21 protein-coding genes are annotated in these 19,579 nt (G+C 68.4%); 6 read left to right on the top strand and 15 right to left on the bottom strand.

The window, feature by feature from the left end; genetic code table 11:
- Positions 1-25 precede the first annotated feature (25 nt).
- The 3 genes from ACYVIO_RS38685 to ACYVIO_RS38675 are packed head-to-tail and all read left to right on the top strand — an operon-like array spanning position 26 to position 2,099.
- On the top strand, positions 26-880 hold the full coding sequence (locus tag ACYVIO_RS38685; protein WP_460655979.1) for an ATP-grasp domain-containing protein: 855 nt from the start codon (positions 26-28) through the stop codon (positions 878-880).
- 13 nt (positions 881-893) lie between these two features.
- Positions 894-1,151 carry a WhiB family transcriptional regulator gene (locus ACYVIO_RS38680; RefSeq protein WP_460655978.1) on the top strand — a complete coding sequence of 86 codons (258 nt, stop codon included), beginning with the start codon at positions 894-896 and terminating at the stop codon, positions 1,149-1,151.
- A 21-nt stretch (positions 1,152-1,172) separates the two neighbouring features.
- Entirely contained in the window at positions 1,173-2,099 is a 927-nt protein-coding gene (locus tag ACYVIO_RS38675) for a threonine/serine dehydratase (protein ID WP_460655977.1), read from the top strand.
- On the opposite strand, the gene ACYVIO_RS38670 is transcribed toward ACYVIO_RS38675, so the two are convergent.
- Positions 2,096-3,553, bottom strand: a complete 1,458-nt coding sequence (locus ACYVIO_RS38670) for a glycosyltransferase family 87 protein (protein ID WP_460655976.1) — start codon at positions 3,551-3,553, stop codon at positions 2,096-2,098. The genes ACYVIO_RS38675 and ACYVIO_RS38670 overlap by 4 nt on opposite strands.
- A 118-nt stretch (positions 3,554-3,671) precedes the next feature.
- Between ACYVIO_RS38670 and ACYVIO_RS38665 the strand changes: the two genes are divergently transcribed.
- Together ACYVIO_RS38665 and ACYVIO_RS38660 are read left to right on the top strand one after the other, a co-directional pair.
- On the top strand, positions 3,672-4,217 hold the full coding sequence (locus tag ACYVIO_RS38665) for a SigE family RNA polymerase sigma factor (protein ID WP_460655975.1): 546 nt from the start codon (positions 3,672-3,674) through the stop codon (positions 4,215-4,217).
- Positions 4,217-4,927: a hypothetical protein gene (locus ACYVIO_RS38660; RefSeq protein ID WP_460655974.1), complete on the top strand. Its 711-nt coding sequence runs from the start codon at positions 4,217-4,219 to the stop codon at positions 4,925-4,927. The genes ACYVIO_RS38665 and ACYVIO_RS38660 overlap by 1 nt, the downstream gene beginning before the upstream one ends.
- Here ACYVIO_RS38660 and ACYVIO_RS38655 read toward each other — a convergent pair.
- The 7 genes from ACYVIO_RS38655 to ykgO all read right to left on the bottom strand — a co-directional run bounded on the left by ACYVIO_RS38655 (position 4,899) and on the right by ykgO (position 11,854).
- Positions 4,899-6,389, bottom strand: coding sequence for an arylsulfatase (locus ACYVIO_RS38655; protein ID WP_460655973.1), 1,491 nt, complete (start codon positions 6,387-6,389; stop codon positions 4,899-4,901). The two genes, ACYVIO_RS38660 and ACYVIO_RS38655, sit on opposite strands and share 29 nt — an antisense overlap.
- The gene (locus tag ACYVIO_RS38650) at positions 6,386-7,369 is read right to left on the bottom strand and encodes a LacI family DNA-binding transcriptional regulator (RefSeq protein ID WP_460655972.1); all 984 of its coding nucleotides are present in this window, start codon (positions 7,367-7,369) and stop codon (positions 6,386-6,388) included. Before ACYVIO_RS38650 ends, ACYVIO_RS38655 begins: the two co-directional genes overlap by 4 nt.
- A 15-nt stretch (positions 7,370-7,384) precedes the next feature.
- Positions 7,385-8,266 carry a carbohydrate ABC transporter permease gene (locus tag ACYVIO_RS38645; RefSeq protein ID WP_460655971.1) on the bottom strand — a complete coding sequence of 294 codons (882 nt, stop codon included), beginning with the start codon at positions 8,264-8,266 and terminating at the stop codon, positions 7,385-7,387.
- Complete coding sequence (locus ACYVIO_RS38640; RefSeq protein ID WP_460655970.1) at positions 8,263-9,198, bottom strand: ABC transporter permease; 936 nt, start codon at positions 9,196-9,198, stop codon at positions 8,263-8,265. Before ACYVIO_RS38640 ends, ACYVIO_RS38645 begins: the two co-directional genes overlap by 4 nt.
- A complete protein-coding gene (locus ACYVIO_RS38635) occupies positions 9,198-10,844 on the bottom strand; it encodes a type 2 periplasmic-binding domain-containing protein (protein WP_460655969.1) in 1,647 nt (548 codons plus the stop codon). Before ACYVIO_RS38635 ends, ACYVIO_RS38640 begins: the two co-directional genes overlap by 1 nt.
- Positions 10,845-11,013: 169 nt before the next feature.
- On the bottom strand, positions 11,014-11,667 hold the full coding sequence (locus ACYVIO_RS38630) for an HAD family hydrolase (RefSeq protein ID WP_460656185.1): 654 nt from the start codon (positions 11,665-11,667) through the stop codon (positions 11,014-11,016).
- A 64-nt stretch (positions 11,668-11,731) separates the two neighbouring features.
- Entirely contained in the window at positions 11,732-11,854 is a 123-nt protein-coding gene (gene ykgO, locus ACYVIO_RS38625; RefSeq protein WP_344173580.1) for a type B 50S ribosomal protein L36, read from the bottom strand.
- Between the two features lie 295 nt (positions 11,855-12,149).
- Between ykgO and ACYVIO_RS38620 the strand changes: the two genes are divergently transcribed.
- Positions 12,150-13,046 carry a serine/threonine-protein kinase gene (locus tag ACYVIO_RS38620; RefSeq protein WP_460655968.1) on the top strand — a complete coding sequence of 299 codons (897 nt, stop codon included), beginning with the start codon at positions 12,150-12,152 and terminating at the stop codon, positions 13,044-13,046.
- On the opposite strand, the gene ACYVIO_RS38615 is transcribed toward ACYVIO_RS38620, so the two are convergent.
- The 7 genes from ACYVIO_RS38615 to ACYVIO_RS38585 form a co-directional block, all read right to left on the bottom strand.
- Entirely contained in the window at positions 13,043-13,681 is a 639-nt protein-coding gene (locus ACYVIO_RS38615; protein WP_460655967.1) for a hypothetical protein, read from the bottom strand. The genes ACYVIO_RS38620 and ACYVIO_RS38615 overlap by 4 nt on opposite strands.
- A 156-nt stretch (positions 13,682-13,837) precedes the next feature.
- Positions 13,838-14,446 (bottom strand): hypothetical protein, encoded by a 609-nt coding sequence (locus tag ACYVIO_RS38610; protein ID WP_460655966.1) that lies wholly within the window; start codon positions 14,444-14,446, stop codon positions 13,838-13,840.
- Positions 14,447-14,508: 62 nt separating this feature from the next.
- Positions 14,509-15,096 carry a hypothetical protein gene (locus tag ACYVIO_RS38605; RefSeq protein WP_460655965.1) on the bottom strand — a complete coding sequence of 196 codons (588 nt, stop codon included), beginning with the start codon at positions 15,094-15,096 and terminating at the stop codon, positions 14,509-14,511.
- A 249-nt stretch (positions 15,097-15,345) separates the two neighbouring features.
- Positions 15,346-16,875, bottom strand: a complete 1,530-nt coding sequence (gene qcrB, locus ACYVIO_RS38600) for a cytochrome bc1 complex cytochrome b subunit (protein ID WP_460655964.1) — start codon at positions 16,873-16,875, stop codon at positions 15,346-15,348.
- A 76-nt stretch (positions 16,876-16,951) separates the two neighbouring features.
- Positions 16,952-17,854, bottom strand: a complete 903-nt coding sequence (locus tag ACYVIO_RS38595; RefSeq protein ID WP_460655963.1) for a MerR family transcriptional regulator — start codon at positions 17,852-17,854, stop codon at positions 16,952-16,954.
- A 365-nt stretch (positions 17,855-18,219) separates the two neighbouring features.
- Positions 18,220-18,990 carry an anti-sigma factor domain-containing protein gene (locus tag ACYVIO_RS38590; protein WP_460655962.1) on the bottom strand — a complete coding sequence of 257 codons (771 nt, stop codon included), beginning with the start codon at positions 18,988-18,990 and terminating at the stop codon, positions 18,220-18,222.
- A complete protein-coding gene (locus ACYVIO_RS38585; protein ID WP_460655961.1) occupies positions 18,974-19,546 on the bottom strand; it encodes an RNA polymerase sigma factor in 573 nt (190 codons plus the stop codon). The genes ACYVIO_RS38590 and ACYVIO_RS38585 overlap by 17 nt, the downstream gene beginning before the upstream one ends.
- Between the last annotated feature and the right edge of the window lie 33 nt (positions 19,547-19,579).

Here is a 19,579-nt window from a genome sequence, read left to right as displayed (position 1 = left end):
AAGGCTGCACCCGAAAGGCACCACCGTGACCGTGCGTATCGCACTGGCGACCTCCGCCGAGCACCCGGACCTGCACGAGCACGACCTCCCGCTCGTCGCCGCACTCCGCGACGCCGGGCTCACGCCCGAGGTCGAGCTCTGGTCCGACCCGTCGGTCGACTGGTCGTCGTACGACGCCGTGCTGCTGCGCTCGGTCTGGGACTACCACACCCGGTACCTGGAGTTCACCGAGTGGCTCGGCCAGCTCGACAAGGCCGGCGTCCGGGTGCTGAACGACTCGACCCTGGTCCGCTGGAACGCCGACAAGTCCTACCTGCTCGAGCTGCGTGAGCGCGGCGTCGCGATCGTGCCGTCCCAGGTCGCGGCCGGGGACTGCCTGCGCGAGGTCGTCGGCGGCCTGTCCGGCCGGGACATCGTCATCAAGCCGACGGTGAGCGCCAGCGCGCTGCACACCGTCCGCGGCCTGGCCGGCTCCGAGGAGCTCAGCCGCGCGATGGACGACCTGCCCGACACGGTCTACCTGGTCCAGCCGTTCCAGCCGGAGATCCAGACCGACGGCGAGTGGTCGCTGATGTACTTCGGCGGCACCTTCTCGCACGCGGTCGTGAAGCGGCCGGCGGCCGACGACTACCGCGTCCAGCACGAGTTCGGCGGCAGCGTCGAGCTGGTCGACCCCACCTCCGCCATCCTCGAAGGCGCCACCGCCGCCCTCACCGCCGCCGGCGCCACCACCGCGCCGTACGCGAGAGTCGACGGCATCGTCTCCAACGGCCGCTTCCTCCTGATGGAGCTCGAGCTGATCGAGCCCTACCTCTTCCTGCCCGACCACCCGGCCGCGTACCAGCATCTGACACAGAGTATTTTAAGTACACTGAATTAGTAGTCTTTCGGTCATGAGGCCGACGCTGACGGTGATTGTGGATCCTGCCGACCGGTGGATGAGTCGGGCCGCGTGTATCGGGCAGGGGACGTCGTACGACGAGACGGCGAGCAAGTGGGAGCAGCGGGCGGCTCTGCGGCTGTGCCTGTCCGAGTGCCCGGTGCTCGCGGAGTGCCACGCGTGGGCACGGCGGACCAAGTTCACCGGCACCACCGCCGGCGAACGGTTCCTCGAAGGGCGCCGACGCGGCAAGCCCAACTCCGCCGCCTGACGGCGCACTAGGCTCGGCGTCATGCCGACTCTCGAGGACGTACGCCGTGCCGCCGCTCAGCTCGAGGGACGGATCCACCGCACCCCCGTGGTCACGTCGACCGCCCTCGACGCGCTGTTCGGCGGGCCGCTGACGCTGAAGGCCGAGCTGTTCCAGAAGACCGGCAGCTTCAAGGTGCGCGGCCTGCTCTACAAGACGTTGCAGCTCACCGCCGAGGAACGTGAGCGCGGCGTGATCACGGTGTCCGCGGGCAACGCGGCCGGCGCGCTCGCCTGGGCCGCCAAGAACGCCCAGGTCCCCGCGACCGTCGTGATGGCGAAGACCGCGGTCCAGGCCAAGGTCGACGCCGCCCGTGCGTACGGCGCGCAGGTGGAACTCGTCGACGGCGACCTGATCGCGGCGTACGAGAGCATCCGCGACGAGCGGAAGCTGACCGGCGTCCACCCGTTCGACGACCTCGACGTGATCACCGGCCACGGCAGCCTCGGCCTCGAACTCCTCGCCGACGCACCGGACACCAGGACCGTGCTCGTCCCGGTCGGCGGCGGCGGACTGATCTCCGGCGTCGCCCTCGCGGTCAAACTGCTGGACCCGACGATCCGCGTCGTCGGCATCGAGCCCGAGAACGCCGACGTGGTCAGCCGCAGCCTCGCGGCCGGCTCACCGCAGAAGCTGCCGACCGCGAAGAGCATCGCCGACGGCCTGGCCGCCCCCGTCTGCGGCACGCACAACTTCGGCATCATCCAGCAGTACGTCGACGAGGTGGTCCGCGTCAGCGAGGACGCCCTCCTGGAGGCGACCCGCCTGGTGATGTCCCGCACCAAGCTCGCCCTCGAACCCGCCGCGGCCGCACCCTTCGCGGCTCTGCTCGAAGGCAAGCTCCAGCTCACCGGCCCCACCACCAGCGTCGTCAGCGGCGGGAACCTGGACGTCTCGAAGCTGTACTAAACGGGAACGCGCTCCCGCGGCGGCAGATCGGAAACGACTCCGTCGCCCGGATCGTCGACCAGTTCCCCCTGCCGTACCGGATCTCTCTCGGGCAGCAGGATGTCGCGCGACACCACGAGCATCAGGTACAGCGTCCCGGCCATCCGCAGTACGACGGAGAACCAGTAGATCTTGTCCGGCGCATCCGGCTGCCCAGGCGCGAGGAACTGCGCCAGATGCAGCCAGACCATCATCCAGTAGAAGCACTCGCAGGCCTGCCAGATCAGCCAGTCCCGCAGCTTCGGCCGGGCCAGCGCGACCAGCGGCAGCAGCCAGAGCACGTACTGCGGTGAGTACACCTTGTTGATCAGCAGGAACGCGGCGACCACCAGGAACGCCAGTTGCGCGAACCGCGGTGGACGCGGCGCCATCAACCCGAGGATCGCGATCGACAGGCACAGGCCGGCGAAGATCACGATGTTCAGCTTGTTGACGTCGGCGACCTCGTGGTTGGCCAGCTTCAGCACGTACCAGATCGAGCCGTAGTCGCTCGCGCGTTCGTCGTTGAAGACCCAGAACGACATCCACTCGTTCTTGGCCAGCAGGTAGATCGGCGCGTTGACGACACCCCACGCGACCACCGCCGCGACCGTCGCCTGGAACCACGGCCACAGCTTCCGCCCGCGCAGGCACACGATCAGCAGCGGGCCGAGCAGCAGGAACGGGTAGAACTTGGCCGCCGTACCGAGTCCGAGCAGGATGCCGAACCAGATCGGTTTGCCCCGCGACCACGCCCACATCGCACCAGCGGTCAGTACGACGGCGAACAGGTCCCAGTTGATCGTCGAGGTCAGCGCGAGCACCGGCGCGGCCGCGACGTACAGGGCGTCGAGCGGCTGCCCACGGGCCGCGCCCGGACGCGACGCGACTCCCCGCGCGGTCGCGACGGTCAGACCGACCAGCAGCAGCGCGCAGAGGAACAGCAGCACCACGTTCACCACGAAGAAGACGCCCGCGGTGTCGCGCTTCTGCTCGACCGTGACGTCGTGCTTCGGGTCACCGGTGATCACCCAGGTGATCTGCGCCGCGACCTCCATGAACCCACCGGTCAGCACCGGGTACTCCAGCACCGGGTAGTTGCCGGTGTCGAGGAACGGCCGGTTGCCCTCGGCGAAACCGCGCTCCTGGTACAGGTAGCCGATGTCGGAGTAGCACAGCGCCTTGAACGGCCGCCAGCTCTGCCGGTCCCAGCCGGCCTCCATGCAGGGCGCCTTCTGCAGGACGCCGAGCGCGAAGGTGATCGTGCAGACCGCCAGCGCGATCCGCAGCGGCGTCCACCACGACGAGCTCAACCGGGCGAACCGCCCCGCCGGGCCACCCAGCCCCACCGTCAGGCCGGCGACAGCCGGATCGGCCTCCGACGGAGCCGGCCGAGCCTGCGCGTCCTGGGCGTCACGTGAGGTCACGGGGGACATCGTCTCCTATCCGATGGACCGCCGGGCCGGGCGGCGCCCGCAAGGTTACCCAGGAACCCCACCCCCATGCGCAACCGACACCGAGGCGTCCTGGAGCTGACCTGGTCCGTATCTACCGTTGACCAAGCACGACCAGGAGATGGGGACGCCGATGGGCGAACGCCGCGATCGCGAGTTCACCGAGTTCGTGCTGACCAGACAGTCCCGGCTGCTCGGCACCGCCTACCTGCTCTGCGGCGACCTGCACAGCGCCGAGGATCTGGTCCAGACCGCCCTGACCAAGCTGTACGTCGCCTGGCCGCGCGTCCAGCGCTCCGGTGGTGAGGACGCCTACGTCCGCCGCATCCTGGTCAACGCGTCGATCGACTCCAGCCGCCGCGCCTGGCGCAGGGAACGCAGTACGGCGGACCTGCCGGAGGTCGCCGAGCCGCCCGACCACGGAGTCGAGGACCGCGACGAGCTGGTCGCCGCCCTGGCGCTCCTCGCCCCGAAACAACGCCGGATCGTCGTACTGCGCTACTGGCTCGGCCTCCCCATCGAGGAAGTCGCCGCCGACCTCCAGGTCACCGCGAGCACCGTCAAGAGCCAGAGCGCCAAGGCGCTGCAGAACCTCAGAACCCACCTGTCCGACTCCCGCTACGCCCTGCTGACGGAGGAGTGCTGATGTCAGACCAAGACCTGATCGACAAGATCACCACCAGCGCCCACCGCACCGATCACATCGAACTGAACCCAGAAACCCTCATCACCGCCGGCCGCCGCCGAATCCGCCGGCGCCGGCTCACCGTCGCCGCCTCCGCCGGCCTCCTGCTGACCGCGGCCGTCGCAGCGACCTTCACCGATATCCGCGCCACCTTTGGTGGGCACCAGTCGGAGGTGGCCACCGACAGACCCTCCGTGGTGCAGACCGTCGACCCCCGAAAGCTGGAGAACCGGGCGATTCCGGCCCTGACCGCGGTGATGAACAAGTACTTCGGCCTCACCAACGGTTCCATGTCCAGCGGTCCTTCCGCCCTCACGATGACGGTCGCGTCCAGTGACGGGACCGCCGCGGTCGTGCGCGTCGCCAAACTCCGGGCCGTGCTGGGCGGTGGTGAGCCCGACTCCCCCGACGTCTGCAGGATCCGCGGTCAGCTCACCGAGTTCACCACCTGCTCGGTCATCGTCTGGAGCGGTCAGCAGGTCCGCGTCGGGCACCGCGACGACCGGGCCTACTTCGCCAGTGCGCTCCGGGCGGACGGGACGTTGGTGATGGCCCAGCTCGACAAGGACGCCAACGCTCCGTCCGACGGACCAGAGCTGGTGTTCATGCACCGTATCGAGCAGGCCGAACTCGTCGCGCTGGTCACCGACCCGACCGTGCCGAGCCTTTAGTGATCCGCCGGCGGGTGTGCTCCAGGATCGTCACCACCGGGCGCCCGGTCACCAGCTCCCCGTCCACCACGAACCCCTCCTCACGCCCCGCCAGGTCCTGAATCAACCTCCCCCGCCACAACTCCCGCAACTCCGGCGCCTCCCGAACCAGGTTGTGCAGCTCCCCCGGATCCTCGACCAGATCGAAGAGCTGCTCAACCCCCTTCGCCGACCCCCACACGTACTTCACCCGTCCGTCGGTCATCCACTGCAGCGACTGATCCCAGTGCACGTGCTCCCCGTGCAACCACTCCCGCACGGGCGGCACCTCACCCTCACCGCGCACGTACGCCGCCAACGACTTCCCATCCACAGACTCCGGCACGGGCAGCCCAGCCAGCTCGAGCAGCGTCGGCATCAGATCCCGCAGCTCGACCACCTGATCCACCACCCGTCCGCGAGCAGCCGACGCATCCGACCGCGCACCGGCGACGATGAACGGCACCTTCGCCGACCCCTCGTACGGCACCGACTTCCGGAACATCCGGTGGTCGCCCATCATCTCGCCGTGGTCGGACGTGAACGCGATCACCGTGTCGTCCAGCAGCCCGAACTCCATCAGCGACTCGCGGATCCGGTTCACCTGCAGGTCGATCTGCGCCATCAGCCCGTAGTACCCGGCCCTGGCCCGATGGACAACGCGATTCGGGAGTTCACCAAGAGACGCCTGGTAGTCCCCGTCGCGCCGGAACTCGTCCCAGTCGCTCTCCCAGTCCCCCAACACCTGCGTGTACGCCGGCAACGCGTCGTACTGCTCGAACGCCCAGCGCGGCGGGTCGTACGGCGGGTGCGGCCGGTGGAACGACAAGTACAGGAAGAACGGCTTCGTCGGATCCCGCCGGTACATCCACTCGACGGCCTGTGTCCCGACCCAGTGCGTCGGGTGCAGCTCCTCCGCCTTGTCCCACGGCCGCGAGACCACCGAGTTGCAGTTCACCCCGTGATCGAAGTAGTCCGCGTCCGGGCTCACCCCGTGCTGCCGCCGCAACCAGGGCACGTAGTCGTCGAAGAACCCGAACTCCCGCCGCTGCGTCCGCCGCGCGTAGTGCAGGAACCCGTCATGCAGTACGACGTCGTCGAAGCCGAGCCGCGCCCGTTCGGGCCAGACATGCATCTTCCCGATCGCCTGCGTGTGGTAGCCGGCGCGCTTGAACTCGCCCTGCACGGTCACCGGGTGCGCGACCTCGAACGGCACGCCCTCCTGGTACCCGACCCGCCCGTGCGCTTCCTGCGACTGCCCGGTGAACAGCGCGACGCGCGCCGGCACGCAGGTCGGCGTCGCCGAGTACCCGTTGCTGAACCGGACGCCGGACCGCGCCAGCTCGTCCAGGTGCGGCGTCTCGACGTACGGATGTCCGGCGCAGGACAGCGCGTCGCCGCGCCACTCGTCGACGCAGATCAGGATGACGTTCGGCTGCGTCATCCGGTCGACTCACGGACGATCAGCTGCCAGGGGAAGTCGAAAACTTTGCCCGGGGCCCCTTCCCGGTCGGTCAGCCGGCCGACCAGGATGTCGGCCAGCGCGGCGTTGAAACCGACCGGCCCGACCGTCGACAACGACGGATCCAGATGCTCACCATCCGGCGTGTTGCCGACGCCGATCACCGCCAGATCACCCGGTACGTCGAGCCGCAGCCGGTGCGCGGCCCGGACCGCGGCGATCGCGGCGAAGTCGGTCGTGCAGTACAGCGCGGTCGGCCGATCGTCCTTGGTCAGCAGGGACATCGCCGCCCGGTACGCACCTTCCGGGTGCCGCTCGAAGACCGCGACGTCGTCCTCGCGGTACGGCAGACCGGCCGTCGCCAGGCCTTCGACGTACGCCGTGAAGCGGGTCGACCGATGCGCCTCGGACGTCAGCGCCCCGATCCGGGTGTGCTGCTCGAGCAGGTGCTCGACCGCGCGATGGCAGGTCGGTTCGGCGCCGGACCGGATCACGTCGAAGCCGCGCGGTTCGAGCACCTCGCTGAACGCGACGATCTGGACGCCGCGCTCCGCGAACCGCTCCAGCTCGGCGACCACCTCCGGCGCGGGGTCGACGTTGTCGATGAAGATGACGTCCGGCGTCCGGTTCGCCAGCACGGTCCGCCAGTCGCCGTCGGCCACGATCAGCGCGGTCTTGCCGAGCGGCGTGACGCGTTCGTTGACCGTCGCCGCCACCGCCTGCGACCAGGGGTCGGCGAGCACGGTCAGCGAGAGCAGGACCAGGTCCGACTTGCCCGTCCGGATCGCCCGCGCCGCGTCGTTGCGCCGGTACCCGAGCCGGGTCGCCACGTCACGCACCCGGTCGGCCGTCGTCGCGGAGATCGTCCGGCCGCGCTCGTGGCCGGACAGCACGTAGGACACGGTCGCGATCGAGACGCCGGCCTCGGCCGCGACGGTGCGCAAAGTCGGTCGATCGGACATAAGTGACATTCTGTCCTAACCCTTGACCGCCCCGGTGATGACGCCCTTGGTGAAGTGCCGTTGCAGGAACGGGTAGACCATCGCGATCGGGACCAGCGCGACCACGACGACCGCCATCTGCAGCGACTGCGGCTGCGGCAACGGCTCGACGCCGAGCTGGTCGGCCGACAGCGACTTGCCCTGCAGCACGTAGGTCCGCAGGATCACCTGGACCGGCCACTTCGAGGTGTCGTTCAGGTAGAGCAGCGCGTTGAAGAAGGCGTTCCAGAACCCGACCGCGTAGAACAGCCCGACGACCGCGATCACCGCCTTGGACAACGGCATGATCACCCTGCGCAGGATGGTGAAGTCGCTCGCGCCGTCGATCCGCGCGCTCTCCAGCAGCTCGGCCGGCACGTTCATGAAGAACGTCCGCAGCACGATGAAGTTGAAGGCGCCCAGTGCGCCGGGCAGGATCAGCGACCACAGGCTGTCGATCAGTCCGAGCTGCTTGACCACCAGGAACATCGGGATGATGCCCGGCGCGAACAGCAGCGTGAACAGCACCATCAGCAGCACCGGCCGGCCGAACAGGACCGGCCGCGACGTCGCGTAGGCCAGGGCGATCGTGGTCGCCAGCGCGATCGCCGTACCCACCAGCGTGACGAACACGCTGACCCCGATCGCGCGGGCCATCAGGCCGCCGCTGAACAGCGTCTCGTACGCCTTGACCGTCGGGTGCGACGGCCAGAGCACGTACCCGCCCGCGTCGATGATGTCCTGGTCGCTGGCCAGCGACGTCGAGATCACCACCATGATCGGCACGATGATCGCGACCGCGAAGCCGCCGAGGACCAGGGTCTTCACCGACTGGTAGAACGGCGACGGCCGTTCCTTCCAGATGGGCCGCGCGCTCATTCCTGTCCCCTCTTCTGGAAGATGCCGGGCTCACCGAGCTTGTGCGCGATCGTGTTCGCACCCCACAGCAGCAGCGCGCTGATCACGCCCTTCGCCAGACCGGCCGCGGCACCGCTGCTCCAGTCACCACCGACGACTCCGGCGTAGTACGTGAACGTGTCGAGCACTTCCGCTGCGCCCGGTCCGACCGAGTCGCGCTGCAGGATGAACTGCTCGAAGCCGACGCTCAGTACGTCGCCGATCCGCAGGATGAGCAGCAGCACGATGACCGTCCGCATCGACGGCAGCGTGATGTGCCACAGCCGCCGCCAGCGCCCGGCGCCGTCCGCGGCCGCGGCCTCGTACAGAGCGACGTCGACGCTGGTCAGCGCGGCCAGGAAGATGATCATCGCCCAGCCCGCGTCCTTCCAGACCAGCTGCGCAACGACGAGCAACGGGAACGTGTCCGGGTTCGTCATGAACGGGATCGGGTCGAGCCCGGCCTGCCGGAGCAGGTTGTTGACGAACCCGGCACCACCGAGCGACTGCTGGAAGAGCGCGATCACGAGCACCCACGACAGGAAGTGCGGCAGGTACGCGACGGTCTGGAACGCACGGCGGATCCGGTTGCTGACCAGCGAGTCCACGATCAGCGCGAGCGCCAGCGGGACCGGGAAGAACAGCACCAGCTGGACCAGCGCGAGGATCAGCGTGTTGCGCAGCGCGTCCCAGAAGTCCGGGTTGGCGTACAGATTGACGAAGTTCTGTACGCCGTTCCACTCGCTGTGCATGATCCCGAGGAACGGCTGGAAGTCCTGGAAGGCGACCACGTTGCCGATCACCGGCAGGTAGAAGAACACCAGCAGGAACAGCACGCCCGGGATCATCAGCAGCACCATCTGCCAGTCCCGGCGCCACCGCACGGCGAACGGCAGGTTGTCCGACCGCCGCATCACGACCCCGTGACTGGTACGCCGGCCGGCAGCACGGCCTCGAACTCGCCGCGCATCTTGTCACCGCCACCGGACTTCCAGCGCTTCAGCGCCTCGTCGTACGCGTCGATCTTCTGCCGCCCGGTGACGATGTCGACGATCGTGTCGCGGAACGCCTCGGTCAGCTTCGGCCCGACCTTGCTGCTGGTGTCGGAGTAGGTGCCGGCCGTCGGGTTGCGCATCGCGAACTTGAGCAGCTGCTGCTCGGTCGCGTGGATCTTGCGGGTGTCGTCGGGGAACGCCGGGTTGAAGATCACGCTCTCCGGCGCGGTCATGATCTGCAGCGCGCTGACCAGCCCGGGCGCCTGCTGGGTGCCGGCCTTGGTCAGCACCGGGTTCTTCTGGCCGTCCAGCTGGTACTGCTGGCCCGCCGTACCGAAGTTCTTCTGCAGGAACTCCTTGGTGCCGAACGGCGCCGACAGGTAGTTGACCAGGGCAAGCAGTTCCCGGATCCGGCCCTCGTCGGTCTTCTTGAACGGCGTGAACCCGACCGTTCCGTAGCCCATGTCGTAGACCGGCTTGGCCTTGCCGTCGTGCCCGAACGGGATCAGCGTGTCGACGAACAGCGACGGGTCGAGCGCCCGGAAGTCCGACGTCGCGCGCGGACCGACGGTGACCTGCGCGGCGATCTGGCCGTTCACGGTCTTCGGCGTCGCGTCGGCCAGGTTGAGGTCGGGGTAGAACACCTTCGCGGCCCACAGCTTGGCGGCGTACTCGACGGCGGCCCTGTAGTTGTCGGTCTCGTACAGGTGGGTCAGCGAACGGTCCTTGTTGACCCGCCAGCCGTTCGGGGCGCCGAACCACTCGCCGAACATGTGCAGCATGTTCACGATCGCGGGCTCGAGCGCGTAGTTCGTGCCGCTGGTCAGCTCCTTGCACTTGCCGAAGAAGTCCTCGGCGGTCGTGCACTGCAGACCGCCGACCTTCGCCCAGGTCTTCGGGTTGCCCATCATCACCTGGCCGAACGGCGTCGACGGGATCGGGGCGCCCCAGATCTTGCCGTTCACCACCGCGGTCCGCCACGACGCCGGCTTCAGCGCGGCGAGGTTCGGGTACTCCAGCACGGCGTCGCCGGACAGGTACTTGGTGAGGTCCTGGAACTTGGCCTCGAGCATCGGGCCGACGTTCGGGATGCCCTGGTTCGGCGGCAGCCACATCAGGTCGGGCAGCGAGTCGCCGGCCAGCAGGGTCGCGAACTTCTCCGGGTAACCCGGGTCGGTGCCGATGGTGAGCTTGAGCTCACCGCCGAGCGCCTGGTTCAGCGACTGCCACATCGGGTTGCTGCCCATCGGCGGCGGAGGCGTCGCGAACGTCTCGGTCAGCGCGGTCACGGAGCTCTTGAGCGGCGTGCCCTGGACACTGGCGATCGCGTTCTCCGGGAACTTCAGGAAGCCCGGCTCGAGGCCCGACTCGGCGCCCGGCAGGTCCGGCGTCAGCCCGCCGAACGGCTTGTACGTCGGTAGCGCGACGTCCCCGGACGCCTTCGCGCCGCCCGCCTGCGCACCCCCGTCGCCGCAGGCGGACGCGAAAGCGACCGACCCGACCGCGGCGGCACTCAACCCCAGGAACCGTCGCCGGCCCAACCTGCGCTCCGTCGTACCTGACATCCCTGCCTCCTCGGTGACTGTTTCTGATCTTTTGGCCGCAATACTGCTCACCAACGATCACTTAAACGTTAACCGGGACCGTAGACTGCCGACCTGGATCCGCGCAAGAGCTAACAAAAACAGCGGCCGATCCCCCGTCCGGGGAATCGGCCGCCGAAAGATTGCTGGTTCAGTCGGCCAGCATCGAGAGCGCGTCCGGCACGGAGTCGGTGACCGGGAAGCCGGTCGCCTGCAACGCCGTACGGGACATCGCGCCGGTCGTCACCAGCACGCACTGCGCGCCGACGGCCTTGGCCGCGTCGGCGTCATCGACCACGTCACCGATCAGTACGACGTCCGCCGGGTCCAGCTCCTGCGCCTGCAGGTGAAGCGCCAGGTGCTCGGCCTTCGACCCGCCACCGACCGCACTCTGCAGCCCGTCGACCCGCTGGAACAGCTCGGTCAGCCCGAACCCGTCGATCGTCGGGACCAGCTGCGCGTGGAACCACATCGACAGCAACGACTGAGTCCGCCCCGACGCACCCCACGTGCGCAGGCCGTCCGGCACACCCATCGCCAGCCCACACGTGTGCAGCAGCAGGTCGTACCGCTCGTGGTAGAGCTTGTCGACCCGCGCCCAGTCCTCCGCGCCGAGCTCGCGGCCGAGGATCTTCTCGTACGACAGCTTCATCGGCCGCGCGTACACCTCACGCCACTCGTCCCAGGTGATCGCGGCGCGCCCGAAGGCCTCGCACACCTCGTTGGCCGCGGCCAGTACCGCCTTGTTGTCGTCGAGCAGCGTCCCGTTCCAGTCCCAGACGATGTGCGACACCTTGAGCCTCATCACAGCCGTAACCCTAGAAGGCCCGCGCAGCCATCGCCGCACGGGCCTTCGGGTCGACCTGCGGTCAGCCCTGGCGGGCCTTGACGCGCGGGTCGCGACGGTTGATCACGAAGACGCGACCACGCCGGCGGACCACCTGGGCGCCGGGGCGTGCCTTCAGGGCGCGTAGTGAGTTCCGGACCTTCATCTGCTGCTCCTTTCGTCCTGCTGCTGACAGAACACCGGAGTACGGCGTGATGTTCCCGCCGTGCGCAGGTGTGAGAACAGGAGGAAGGGGCACCGAGTGGTCAGGTGGTTGGAACGACCCGCGGGTAGTCGAATCACCGAGGTCGCGCGCGTTGAACCAACCAGCGCGCGCGACCGCTTCCAATCATTGCCAACCGCCCCTTCGTACCGCAACCACCTGCACAAGATCGCGTTCCGCGCATGCCCGGTCACACCTTGGGGTACCTGAGGTGCTCACGGGGACGCGGGAGGCCACGATGCGGATCGCGAATCGGTACCAGCTCGAGACGGTGCTCGGCCGCGGCGGGATGGGCGAGGTCTGGCGTGCCACCGACGAACTGCTCGGCCGCCCGGTCGCGATCAAGCTGCTGCCACCGGAGCACACCGGCCCCCAGGCGATGGAACGCTTTCGCCGCGAGGCGCATGCCGGTGCCGTGGTCAACAATCCGCACGTGATCGGTGTCCACGACTTCGGCCCGTACGGCGACAGCTGCTACCTGGTCATGGAACTCGTCGACGGCGACAACCTCGCCGCCGAGCTCCGCCGCGAGGGCTGCTTCGAGCCGGCCACCGCCGCGTGGATCGCGGCCCAGGTCGCCGAGGGCCTCGCCGCGGCCCACCACGAAGGCGTCGTGCACCGCGACATCAAACCCGGCAACCTGCTGATCACCGCCGACCGCACGGTGAAGATCGCCGACTTCGGCATCGCCTGCTTCGTCGCCGACCCCGCCGCCGACGACACTCCCCCGGGCCACGTCCTCGGCACCAGCTACTACCTGGCCCCCGAACGAGCCAGCGCCCAACCCTCGGGCCCCGCCGCCGACGTCTACTCCCTCGGCTGCGTCCTCTACCAACTCCTCACCGGCGACCCGCCCTTCGTCGCCGAAACCCCCACTGGCGTGCTCCGCCAGCACCTCCACCAGTGCCCCGCCCAACCGGACCAGGTCCACCGCAACTTCCGCCGCTACCTGCTCCGCATGCTCGCGAAGAACCCAGCAGACCGCCCCGACGCAACCGACGTCGCCACCTGGTGCTGGCACACCTACCTGAAATCCCCCCACCGCCGCCCCCGCCGTACGCAACTCCCCACGGTCCCTCCGGCTGACACCGCCCCAGCCGCGACCGCGACCGCGCTGACAAACCTCGCCGGCTAGCGTCCCTCAACCAAGTCTGTGCAGATGTCCCATGTCGCACGCCTGATCAGTTCCGCCGTCTCAGAGTCCACGCCCTTGACCGGCAGCTCGATCCCCACCGGGTTCTCCTCCAGCAACGCGATCAGGAAGACGCAAGCCGCGAGGTAGCTGCCTGCCGGAGCGGGATGACTGTTGTCGGCGTCATGCAAGGCCGGCTCCTCGTACGTCGCCAAGAAGCGCTCCCACACCAACCCAACCGGGATGAGCGTGGCACCAACCTCAGCAGCACCAGCGGCGTACGCAGCAGTGAGCGCTTCCTGCGCCTCAGGTTGGTTGCGCCGGGCCCACGTCAGGTACAGAGCGGTCCGCGCACCAGCAGCCTCGATCGCCGCATGCAAGTCCCGGACACTCTCACGCATCCGCGCCGGGCTCTTCACCGGCAACGTGCTCTGCTCCTGCAGTACGACGACGTCGTACTCGCCCGACGCGATCTCGGCCAGCGCCTTCCCCGCATTCAGGTGCTGCCGCAACGACGCACCACCGGCGGAGATCAGCTGATGAGTGACCTCGATCCCCCGCGCCGACGCCATCGCCGCGAGCGTGCCGGGAAGGTTGTTGCGCGAGGTGAAGCTGTTGCCGACGTACAGGATCCGCATGCGCTCGACGGTACCGAACAAGTAGGGGCTCGGCCTGGCCGTCACGGGGGGAACGGCCAGGTCGAGCCGGAAAGGAAGGTATCGATTCCAGCAGGGATTCGGCAAGCCCTTGAGAGAAATCGACACCGTTCAGTCACCTAAGCGACCTCGCGGGCGTCAGCCGCAGTGCTGGCTCTTCTCCTCCGGGCTCATCACGGCGGTCTTCTTGGTGATCAGTCCGGGCGCGTCCTTGACCGGACCGACCGCCTCGAACTCCTGGTACCAGATGTAGTGGTCGTAGAAGCGGTCCGGGAAGTGCATCTCGTACTGACCCTTGACCCGGTTCATCTCGGTGGACCGCTCGACCCACCCCTTCTCGCCGGGCTTGACGTCGATGCTGTCGTCCTGGCCGACCGTGCTCGAGCTCTCCCAGGTGTGCTGGTACGACGTCTCGATCGACACCTTGAACACGTCGGAGAACCCGTACTCGGCCGACAGCGAGACACCGAAGCTGTTCGACTCACCGGTCGTCTCGGACCACTTCACCGTCGAGCGCTGCAGGTCGGCCGTGCAGTTGAACACGGTGTCGCCGACCTGGTGGATGTCACCGCGGAACGTCTCCGGCGGCCCGTATGGGTGGAACACGCAGCTGTCGGTCCCGTTGTTGCACTTGTCCAGCAACTCCCGCCCGGTCGGTCCGTCCGCGGCGTACGCCGACGAAGCGGTCAAGGTGGTGGCCGCGCAGAGGAACGCGGCACCGGTCAGGGCGATCACTCGTTTCGACATGGTTCTACTTCCTCACTTGGTGGGTTGGAGCGAAACCGTCGCAGGGGAGGGGAAACTGCTGCTCAGCTGAAGCCGACCGAGTCGGTCCGGTCGTCCATGAACTCGCCGATCCAGCCGGTGTTGGCCGTGAAGGGACCGTCCCGGTCGCCGGTCAGGTTGGCGTCGGGGTAGAGCCAGATCTTGCAGCTGGCCCACGGCTGGACCGAGCTGATCCGGTTGAACCAGTCGCCGGGGAAGGTGAACTCGTAGTTGATCACCCCGTCGGAGCCGTCGCACAGCCCCGCACCGGTGACCGTGAAGGAGGCTCCCCCGAAGTCGCGGTTGTCGAAGAAGGTGCCCTGGATGACCTCACCGGCGGCCGCGTCCCGGCCGGATTTGTTGCCTAAGGCACGTGTCTGGGCCTGCTGGATCTGACGATCCAGCGCAGCCTTGCCGGCCGCGTCCGGGACCTGAGCCGGCGCCGACGTGACCGCGCCGTGCGTCGCCGTACTGATCGCTTCCGTGAAGGTCGCGAAGCACTGCTGGGCGCCGGTACTGCGACTCCCCACGCAGTGCTGCGCGGACGGCGGTGCGGCGGATGCGGACGGAACGGACAGCAGTCCGGAGATTCCCAAGGTGGCGACTCCTGCCAGGGCGGTTGCCTTGCGCATCTGAACTCAACTCCAACGTCGGGCTGATGGACGGTGGCGAGCAGTTCGGCCCGCCGATCGGAACCGTGCCCGCTTCCTCGCCGTTCAGACAGCTCAGATGAGCGCAGAGTAGTTGCCCAGTCACCCTTTAATGGCCGGATTCACGCGGCAGACAACGATTTCCGGCAGCACCCTCAGTGACGCACACGCAAGGTGACCGCAACAGCACTGTGAAGTGCGGAACCGTTTGCGCAAACGCTTTCGATTTGTTCACTCCGCGTAGAAACGCGAGAGTGCGGCCCGCAGCCGACGCCGCCTGCGACCAGGGGCCGGTACGCCGTTGCCGTCGGCATCCGGCCCCGCCTCGATCGCGCGCGGCTTCGCCGCCGTGGTCAGCACGTACGCCTCGGACCGCGAGATCGGCGCGTGCTTCTCGCTGTAGCCGCCGTCCGGATCGCGCATGATCACTCCGGTCTCCAGACCGTGCAGCACCCGCTCCTGGTCGGCGCGCTGCAGCGAGTACGCGATCCGGCGCGTGATCCAGAACGCGATCACCGGCCCGAGCACCACCAGGACGCGGCAGACCCACGTGATGGTGTTGATCGAACTGTGGAACTGGGTGGCGATCAGGTCGTTGCCGCTGTTCAGCCAGAGCACGCCGTAGAAGGTGACCATTGCGGCGCCGATCCCGGTGCGGGTCGGGTTGTTGCGCGGCCGGTCGAGCAGGTGGTGCTCCCGCTTGTCGCCGGTGATCCACTGCTCGATGAACGGGTACAGCGCGACGAACACGATGAACAGCGGCGGCACGATCAACGCGGGCAGCAGGATGTTCCAGCTCAGCGTCACGCCCCACACGTGGGTCTCGAAGCCGGGCATCAGCCGGACAGCACCGTCGAGCCAGCCCATGTACCAGTCAGGCTGCGAGCCGGCGGTCACCTCGGCCGGGTTGTACGGCCCGTACAGCCAGACCGGGTTGATCTGCAGCAGCGCACCCATCGCCGCGGTGACACCGAACACGACGAAGAAGAACCCGCCCGCCTTGGCGGCGTACACCGGAAGCAACGGGAATCCCACGACGTTCTTCTCGGTCCTGCCAGGGCCCAGGAACTGCGTGTGCTTGTGGTAGACGACCAGCATCAGGTGCACGGTGATCAGCCCGAGCAGCAGCCCGGGGATCAGCAGCACGTGCACGGTGAAGAACCGGGAGACGAAGTCGTCACCGGGGAACTCCCCACCGAAGATGAAGAAGCTCAGCCACGTCCCGATCACCGGCGAGGCCAGGACCAGCCCTTCGGTGATCCGCAGCCCGGTGCCCGACAGCAGGTCGTCGGGGAGGCCGTACCCGATGAACCCCTCGACCACTCCGAGAAACAGCATGCCGATCCCGATCAGCCAGTTCAGCTCCCGCGGCTTGCGGAACGCGCCGGTGAAGAAGATCCGCAGCAGGTGCACGCTCATCGCGGCGACGAACAGCACGGCCGCCCAGTGGTGGATCTGCCGCATCAGCAGCCCGCCGCGGATGTCGAACGAGATGGTCAGCGCCGACTCGTACGCCTCCGACATCGGCAGGCCCTTGAGCAGGCTGTACGAGCCCTGGTACTCGACCTCGGCCATCGACGGCTTGAACCACAGCGTCAGGAACACCCCGGTCAGCAGCAGGATGACGAAGCTGTAGAGCGCGATCTCACCGAGCATGAACGACCAGTGGTCGGGAAACACCTTGCGCAGATTCTTCTTGCCGAGCTTGGTGATCCCGACCCGGTCGTCGAGCCACGCCACCGGTGCCGGAAGTTGTGCCATCGAAGCCCCTTAGAACTTATGCATAATTTATGCACGGGCATCGACCAACTGGCAACAACTGCATAAGTTCGGGCGGTCAGTCAGACCCCGAACGAGACGGCGCACGCGCCGTACGACGCCGGATCAGCGCGCCGGCGGCGTCCTCCAAACTGTTCACCGCGGCCACCGAACGGGGCCAGCCGGCGCCCGCGGCGGTGACGTCGTGACCCCGATCGCCGAGCTGCTCGAGCAGCTCGACCTGGCCTTCCCGGCGGATGCTCGACCACAGGACGACAGCGGCCGGCCGGACCCGGTCGGCCGCGTTCAGGACCGCCTGATCGGTGGTTTCCGGACCGAGCGAAACCACCGGCTGACTACGTTCCAGCAGTACGGCGCGCAGCACGCCCATGGGCAGGGTGTGGCGCTCTCCGGGACAGCAGACGAGCAGCACAGGATCCGGTCCGTCGAGGCGCAGCCGGCGGCGGTCGACGTACCGCTCGACCGCTTCGGCGATGGCCTGTGCGAGCAGCAACTCGATGTCGGTGCAGTCGCCCCGATGGCTGAAACGCTCTTCCAGGCAACGAAAAGCCGGCGAGACGAGCTCCTCCCAGCAGCGGCCCGCACCGAGCCGGTCCAGCGACTCGTCCAGCTGCTCGGCCACCGTCGCGACCCGGAACGATTCTGTTGCTGCTAGCAACGACTCGGTGTCGTCGAGGACTCCCCCGCGTCTCGCCGCACCCCGGTCCAGGCTCAGCCGCGCGGCGTCCTGCGGAGCGATTCCTTCGGCGATCAGCCGGTGCATCCGCCGCAGCCTCTCGACCTCCGCCTCGCTGTAGCGCCGGTGCTGTCCCGGAGTCCTTTGCGACGGCCCGATCCCGTACCGCGCCTCCCAGCTGCGGATCGTCACCGCGGGCACCCCGAGCATGTTCGCCACCCGGCCGACCGACCACACCGGGGCGACGGACCCGTCACTGACGACGGACGACTGCGGGGACGTCATGCTCCCTACGATGACACGGAACTCACTCGTAGGTTGTGCACTACGAGCCGCCCACCACGGCTGCTCGGGTGCTTCTGCCCATGCGCGCTCCGCAGCCGCCTTCCGTCGCTGCGCTCCTCCAGACGGCCGCTACGCCCGACTCCCGCCCACCCTCCGGCTTAGCGCCGGCGGAAGTTACCTGCTTGGCGCAGGCGTCTGCCGGCCGGCGCCGGCGTTTGGCGGGCTACCGCCCGCGAGTGCGCGCTGGCGCGCGATGACCACTCTGTGGCTGAGGTCAGCTTCCGAGCACAGGTAGTTCGGGCGAAGCCTCAGGTCCGAGGCTTCACCGAAGGCGGCCCGGACCTGCGGCTGGACTCGGAGCAGCCCTAGGCCGGCAGCGTGCCGCGGATGATGCTGTCCAGCGAGTGTGCCGGGTTGCCGTCGTCCGGTTCGAGGGAGACATCGACGATCCGGTAGCCCTGGGCCGGGAGGTCGCCGGGGAGCTGGAAGGTGCCGTCGTGGCCGGCGGCCAGTACGCCGAGCGAGACCATCCGCTTGCCGTCCTCGTTGATCAGCCAGACCTCGTAGTACCCGCCGGACGCGGCGAGACCCGACGCCGAGACCTTCAGCTGCCGGCCGTCCTGCACGAGACCCGCCGTACCGCTGCCGCTCTTCCCTGCCAACGGAGCCAGCTGTACGACGGCCTGCGGCTGGTCGTCCGAGCGCAGCAGCAGGGTCCCGCCGACGCCGATGCCGATCCCCGCGACCACCGCGATCGCGGCAGCAAGGACAACAGCCCGCCGCACTGATCGGCCGACGCGGTGACCCGATCCAGCTCCCGCGCTGCCCGGAGCATCGCCGGCCATGCCCACGCTGCCCGCGGCATCGCCAGGCACGCCTCCAGCTCCCCGGTGATCCGGGGAGCTGGAGGCACTTTCAGCCGGGAGACCGAGCTCGGCAGTGACGCGCTGCCAGACGTCGACCGGCGGACTCTCCAGTCGCGGCAGGTCGTCCACGGCAACCATCAACTGCCGCAGTTCGGCCAACTGCGCACTGCACTCGGCACACGTTCGGAGATGCTCGGCCGCCGAGGCGTCGGGTTCGACCTGCTCGAACGCCCACTGCGCCAGCAGCTCCTCGTCAAGATGCGTCGTCACCCTTCACCTCCTTCAGCCGGTCGCGCAGCTGCAGCAGCCCGCGCCGTACGTGGCTCTTCACCGTTCCCAACGGTAGAGCGAGCCGGTCCGCGATCTGCGGGTACGTCTGGTCTTCGTAGAAGGCGAGCCGGAGGATGGTTCGCCGGGGCTCGTCGATCCGGTCCAGTTCGTCGGCGATCACCACCCGGTCGACCAGCAGCTGGTCGTGACCGGGCTCGACCTCGATCTCGGCCAAGCGCTCAGCCGCGGCCTGGGAACGCTGGACCCGGTACCGCTCGGCCAGCCGGTCCGCGATCCGGTGCCGAGCCACACCGGCCAGCCACGCGCCCAGCTCACCGACGGCGGGATCGAAGGTGTCACGCCCACGCCAGGCCGACACGAACACCTGCTGCGTGACGTCCTCGGCGTCGGCGCGCTCGCCGAGCGCGCGCAGGCAGAGCGTGAAGACCAGACCCGACCACCGCTGGTAGGCGGCGGCCAGGCTGTCCTCCCGGCCGTCGGCGAATCCCTTCGCGATCTCGGCCGGAGCGGGTCCACCCTGCTCCGCGCTGCTCACGAGCGGCACTCTAACCGCGCGGGGCCGGGTCCT

Source organism: Kribbella endophytica (assembly GCF_054781295.1).
Note: the sequence above shows the minus strand (reverse complement) of the source record. Positions and strands in the feature narration are given on the sequence as shown.

What these genes read in the sequence shown, in the direction of transcription:
- ACYVIO_RS38680 (WP_460655978.1), top strand. Translation starts at nt 894, where the DNA reads ATGAGGCCGACGCTGACGGTGATTGTGGATCCTGCCGACCGGTGGATG.
- ACYVIO_RS38675 (WP_460655977.1), top strand. Translation starts at nt 1,173, where the DNA reads ATGCCGACTCTCGAGGACGTACGCCGTGCCGCCGCTCAGCTCGAGGGA.
- ACYVIO_RS38670 (WP_460655976.1), bottom strand. Translation starts at nt 3,553, where the DNA reads ATGTCCCCCGTGACCTCACGTGACGCCCAGGACGCGCAGGCTCGGCCG.
- ACYVIO_RS38660 (WP_460655974.1), top strand. Translation starts at nt 4,217, where the DNA reads ATGTCAGACCAAGACCTGATCGACAAGATCACCACCAGCGCCCACCGC.
- ACYVIO_RS38655 (WP_460655973.1), bottom strand. Translation starts at nt 6,389, where the DNA reads ATGACGCAGCCGAACGTCATCCTGATCTGCGTCGACGAGTGGCGCGGC.
- ACYVIO_RS38650 (WP_460655972.1), bottom strand. Translation starts at nt 7,369, where the DNA reads ATGTCCGATCGACCGACTTTGCGCACCGTCGCGGCCGAGGCCGGCGTC.
- ACYVIO_RS38645 (WP_460655971.1), bottom strand. Translation starts at nt 8,266, where the DNA reads ATGAGCGCGCGGCCCATCTGGAAGGAACGGCCGTCGCCGTTCTACCAG.
- ACYVIO_RS38640 (WP_460655970.1), bottom strand. Translation starts at nt 9,198, where the DNA reads ATGCGGCGGTCGGACAACCTGCCGTTCGCCGTGCGGTGGCGCCGGGAC.
- ACYVIO_RS38635 (WP_460655969.1), bottom strand. Translation starts at nt 10,844, where the DNA reads ATGTCAGGTACGACGGAGCGCAGGTTGGGCCGGCGACGGTTCCTGGGG.
- ACYVIO_RS38630 (WP_460656185.1), bottom strand. Translation starts at nt 11,667, where the DNA reads ATGAGGCTCAAGGTGTCGCACATCGTCTGGGACTGGAACGGGACGCTG.
- ykgO (WP_344173580.1), bottom strand. Translation starts at nt 11,854, where the DNA reads ATGAAGGTCCGGAACTCACTACGCGCCCTGAAGGCACGCCCCGGCGCC.
- ACYVIO_RS38620 (WP_460655968.1), top strand. Translation starts at nt 12,150, where the DNA reads ATGCGGATCGCGAATCGGTACCAGCTCGAGACGGTGCTCGGCCGCGGC.
- ACYVIO_RS38615 (WP_460655967.1), bottom strand. Translation starts at nt 13,681, where the DNA reads ATGCGGATCCTGTACGTCGGCAACAGCTTCACCTCGCGCAACAACCTT.
- ACYVIO_RS38610 (WP_460655966.1), bottom strand. Translation starts at nt 14,446, where the DNA reads ATGTCGAAACGAGTGATCGCCCTGACCGGTGCCGCGTTCCTCTGCGCG.
- ACYVIO_RS38605 (WP_460655965.1), bottom strand. Translation starts at nt 15,096, where the DNA reads ATGCGCAAGGCAACCGCCCTGGCAGGAGTCGCCACCTTGGGAATCTCC.
- qcrB (WP_460655964.1), bottom strand. Translation starts at nt 16,875, where the DNA reads ATGGCACAACTTCCGGCACCGGTGGCGTGGCTCGACGACCGGGTCGGG.
- ACYVIO_RS38595 (WP_460655963.1), bottom strand. Translation starts at nt 17,854, where the DNA reads ATGACGTCCCCGCAGTCGTCCGTCGTCAGTGACGGGTCCGTCGCCCCG.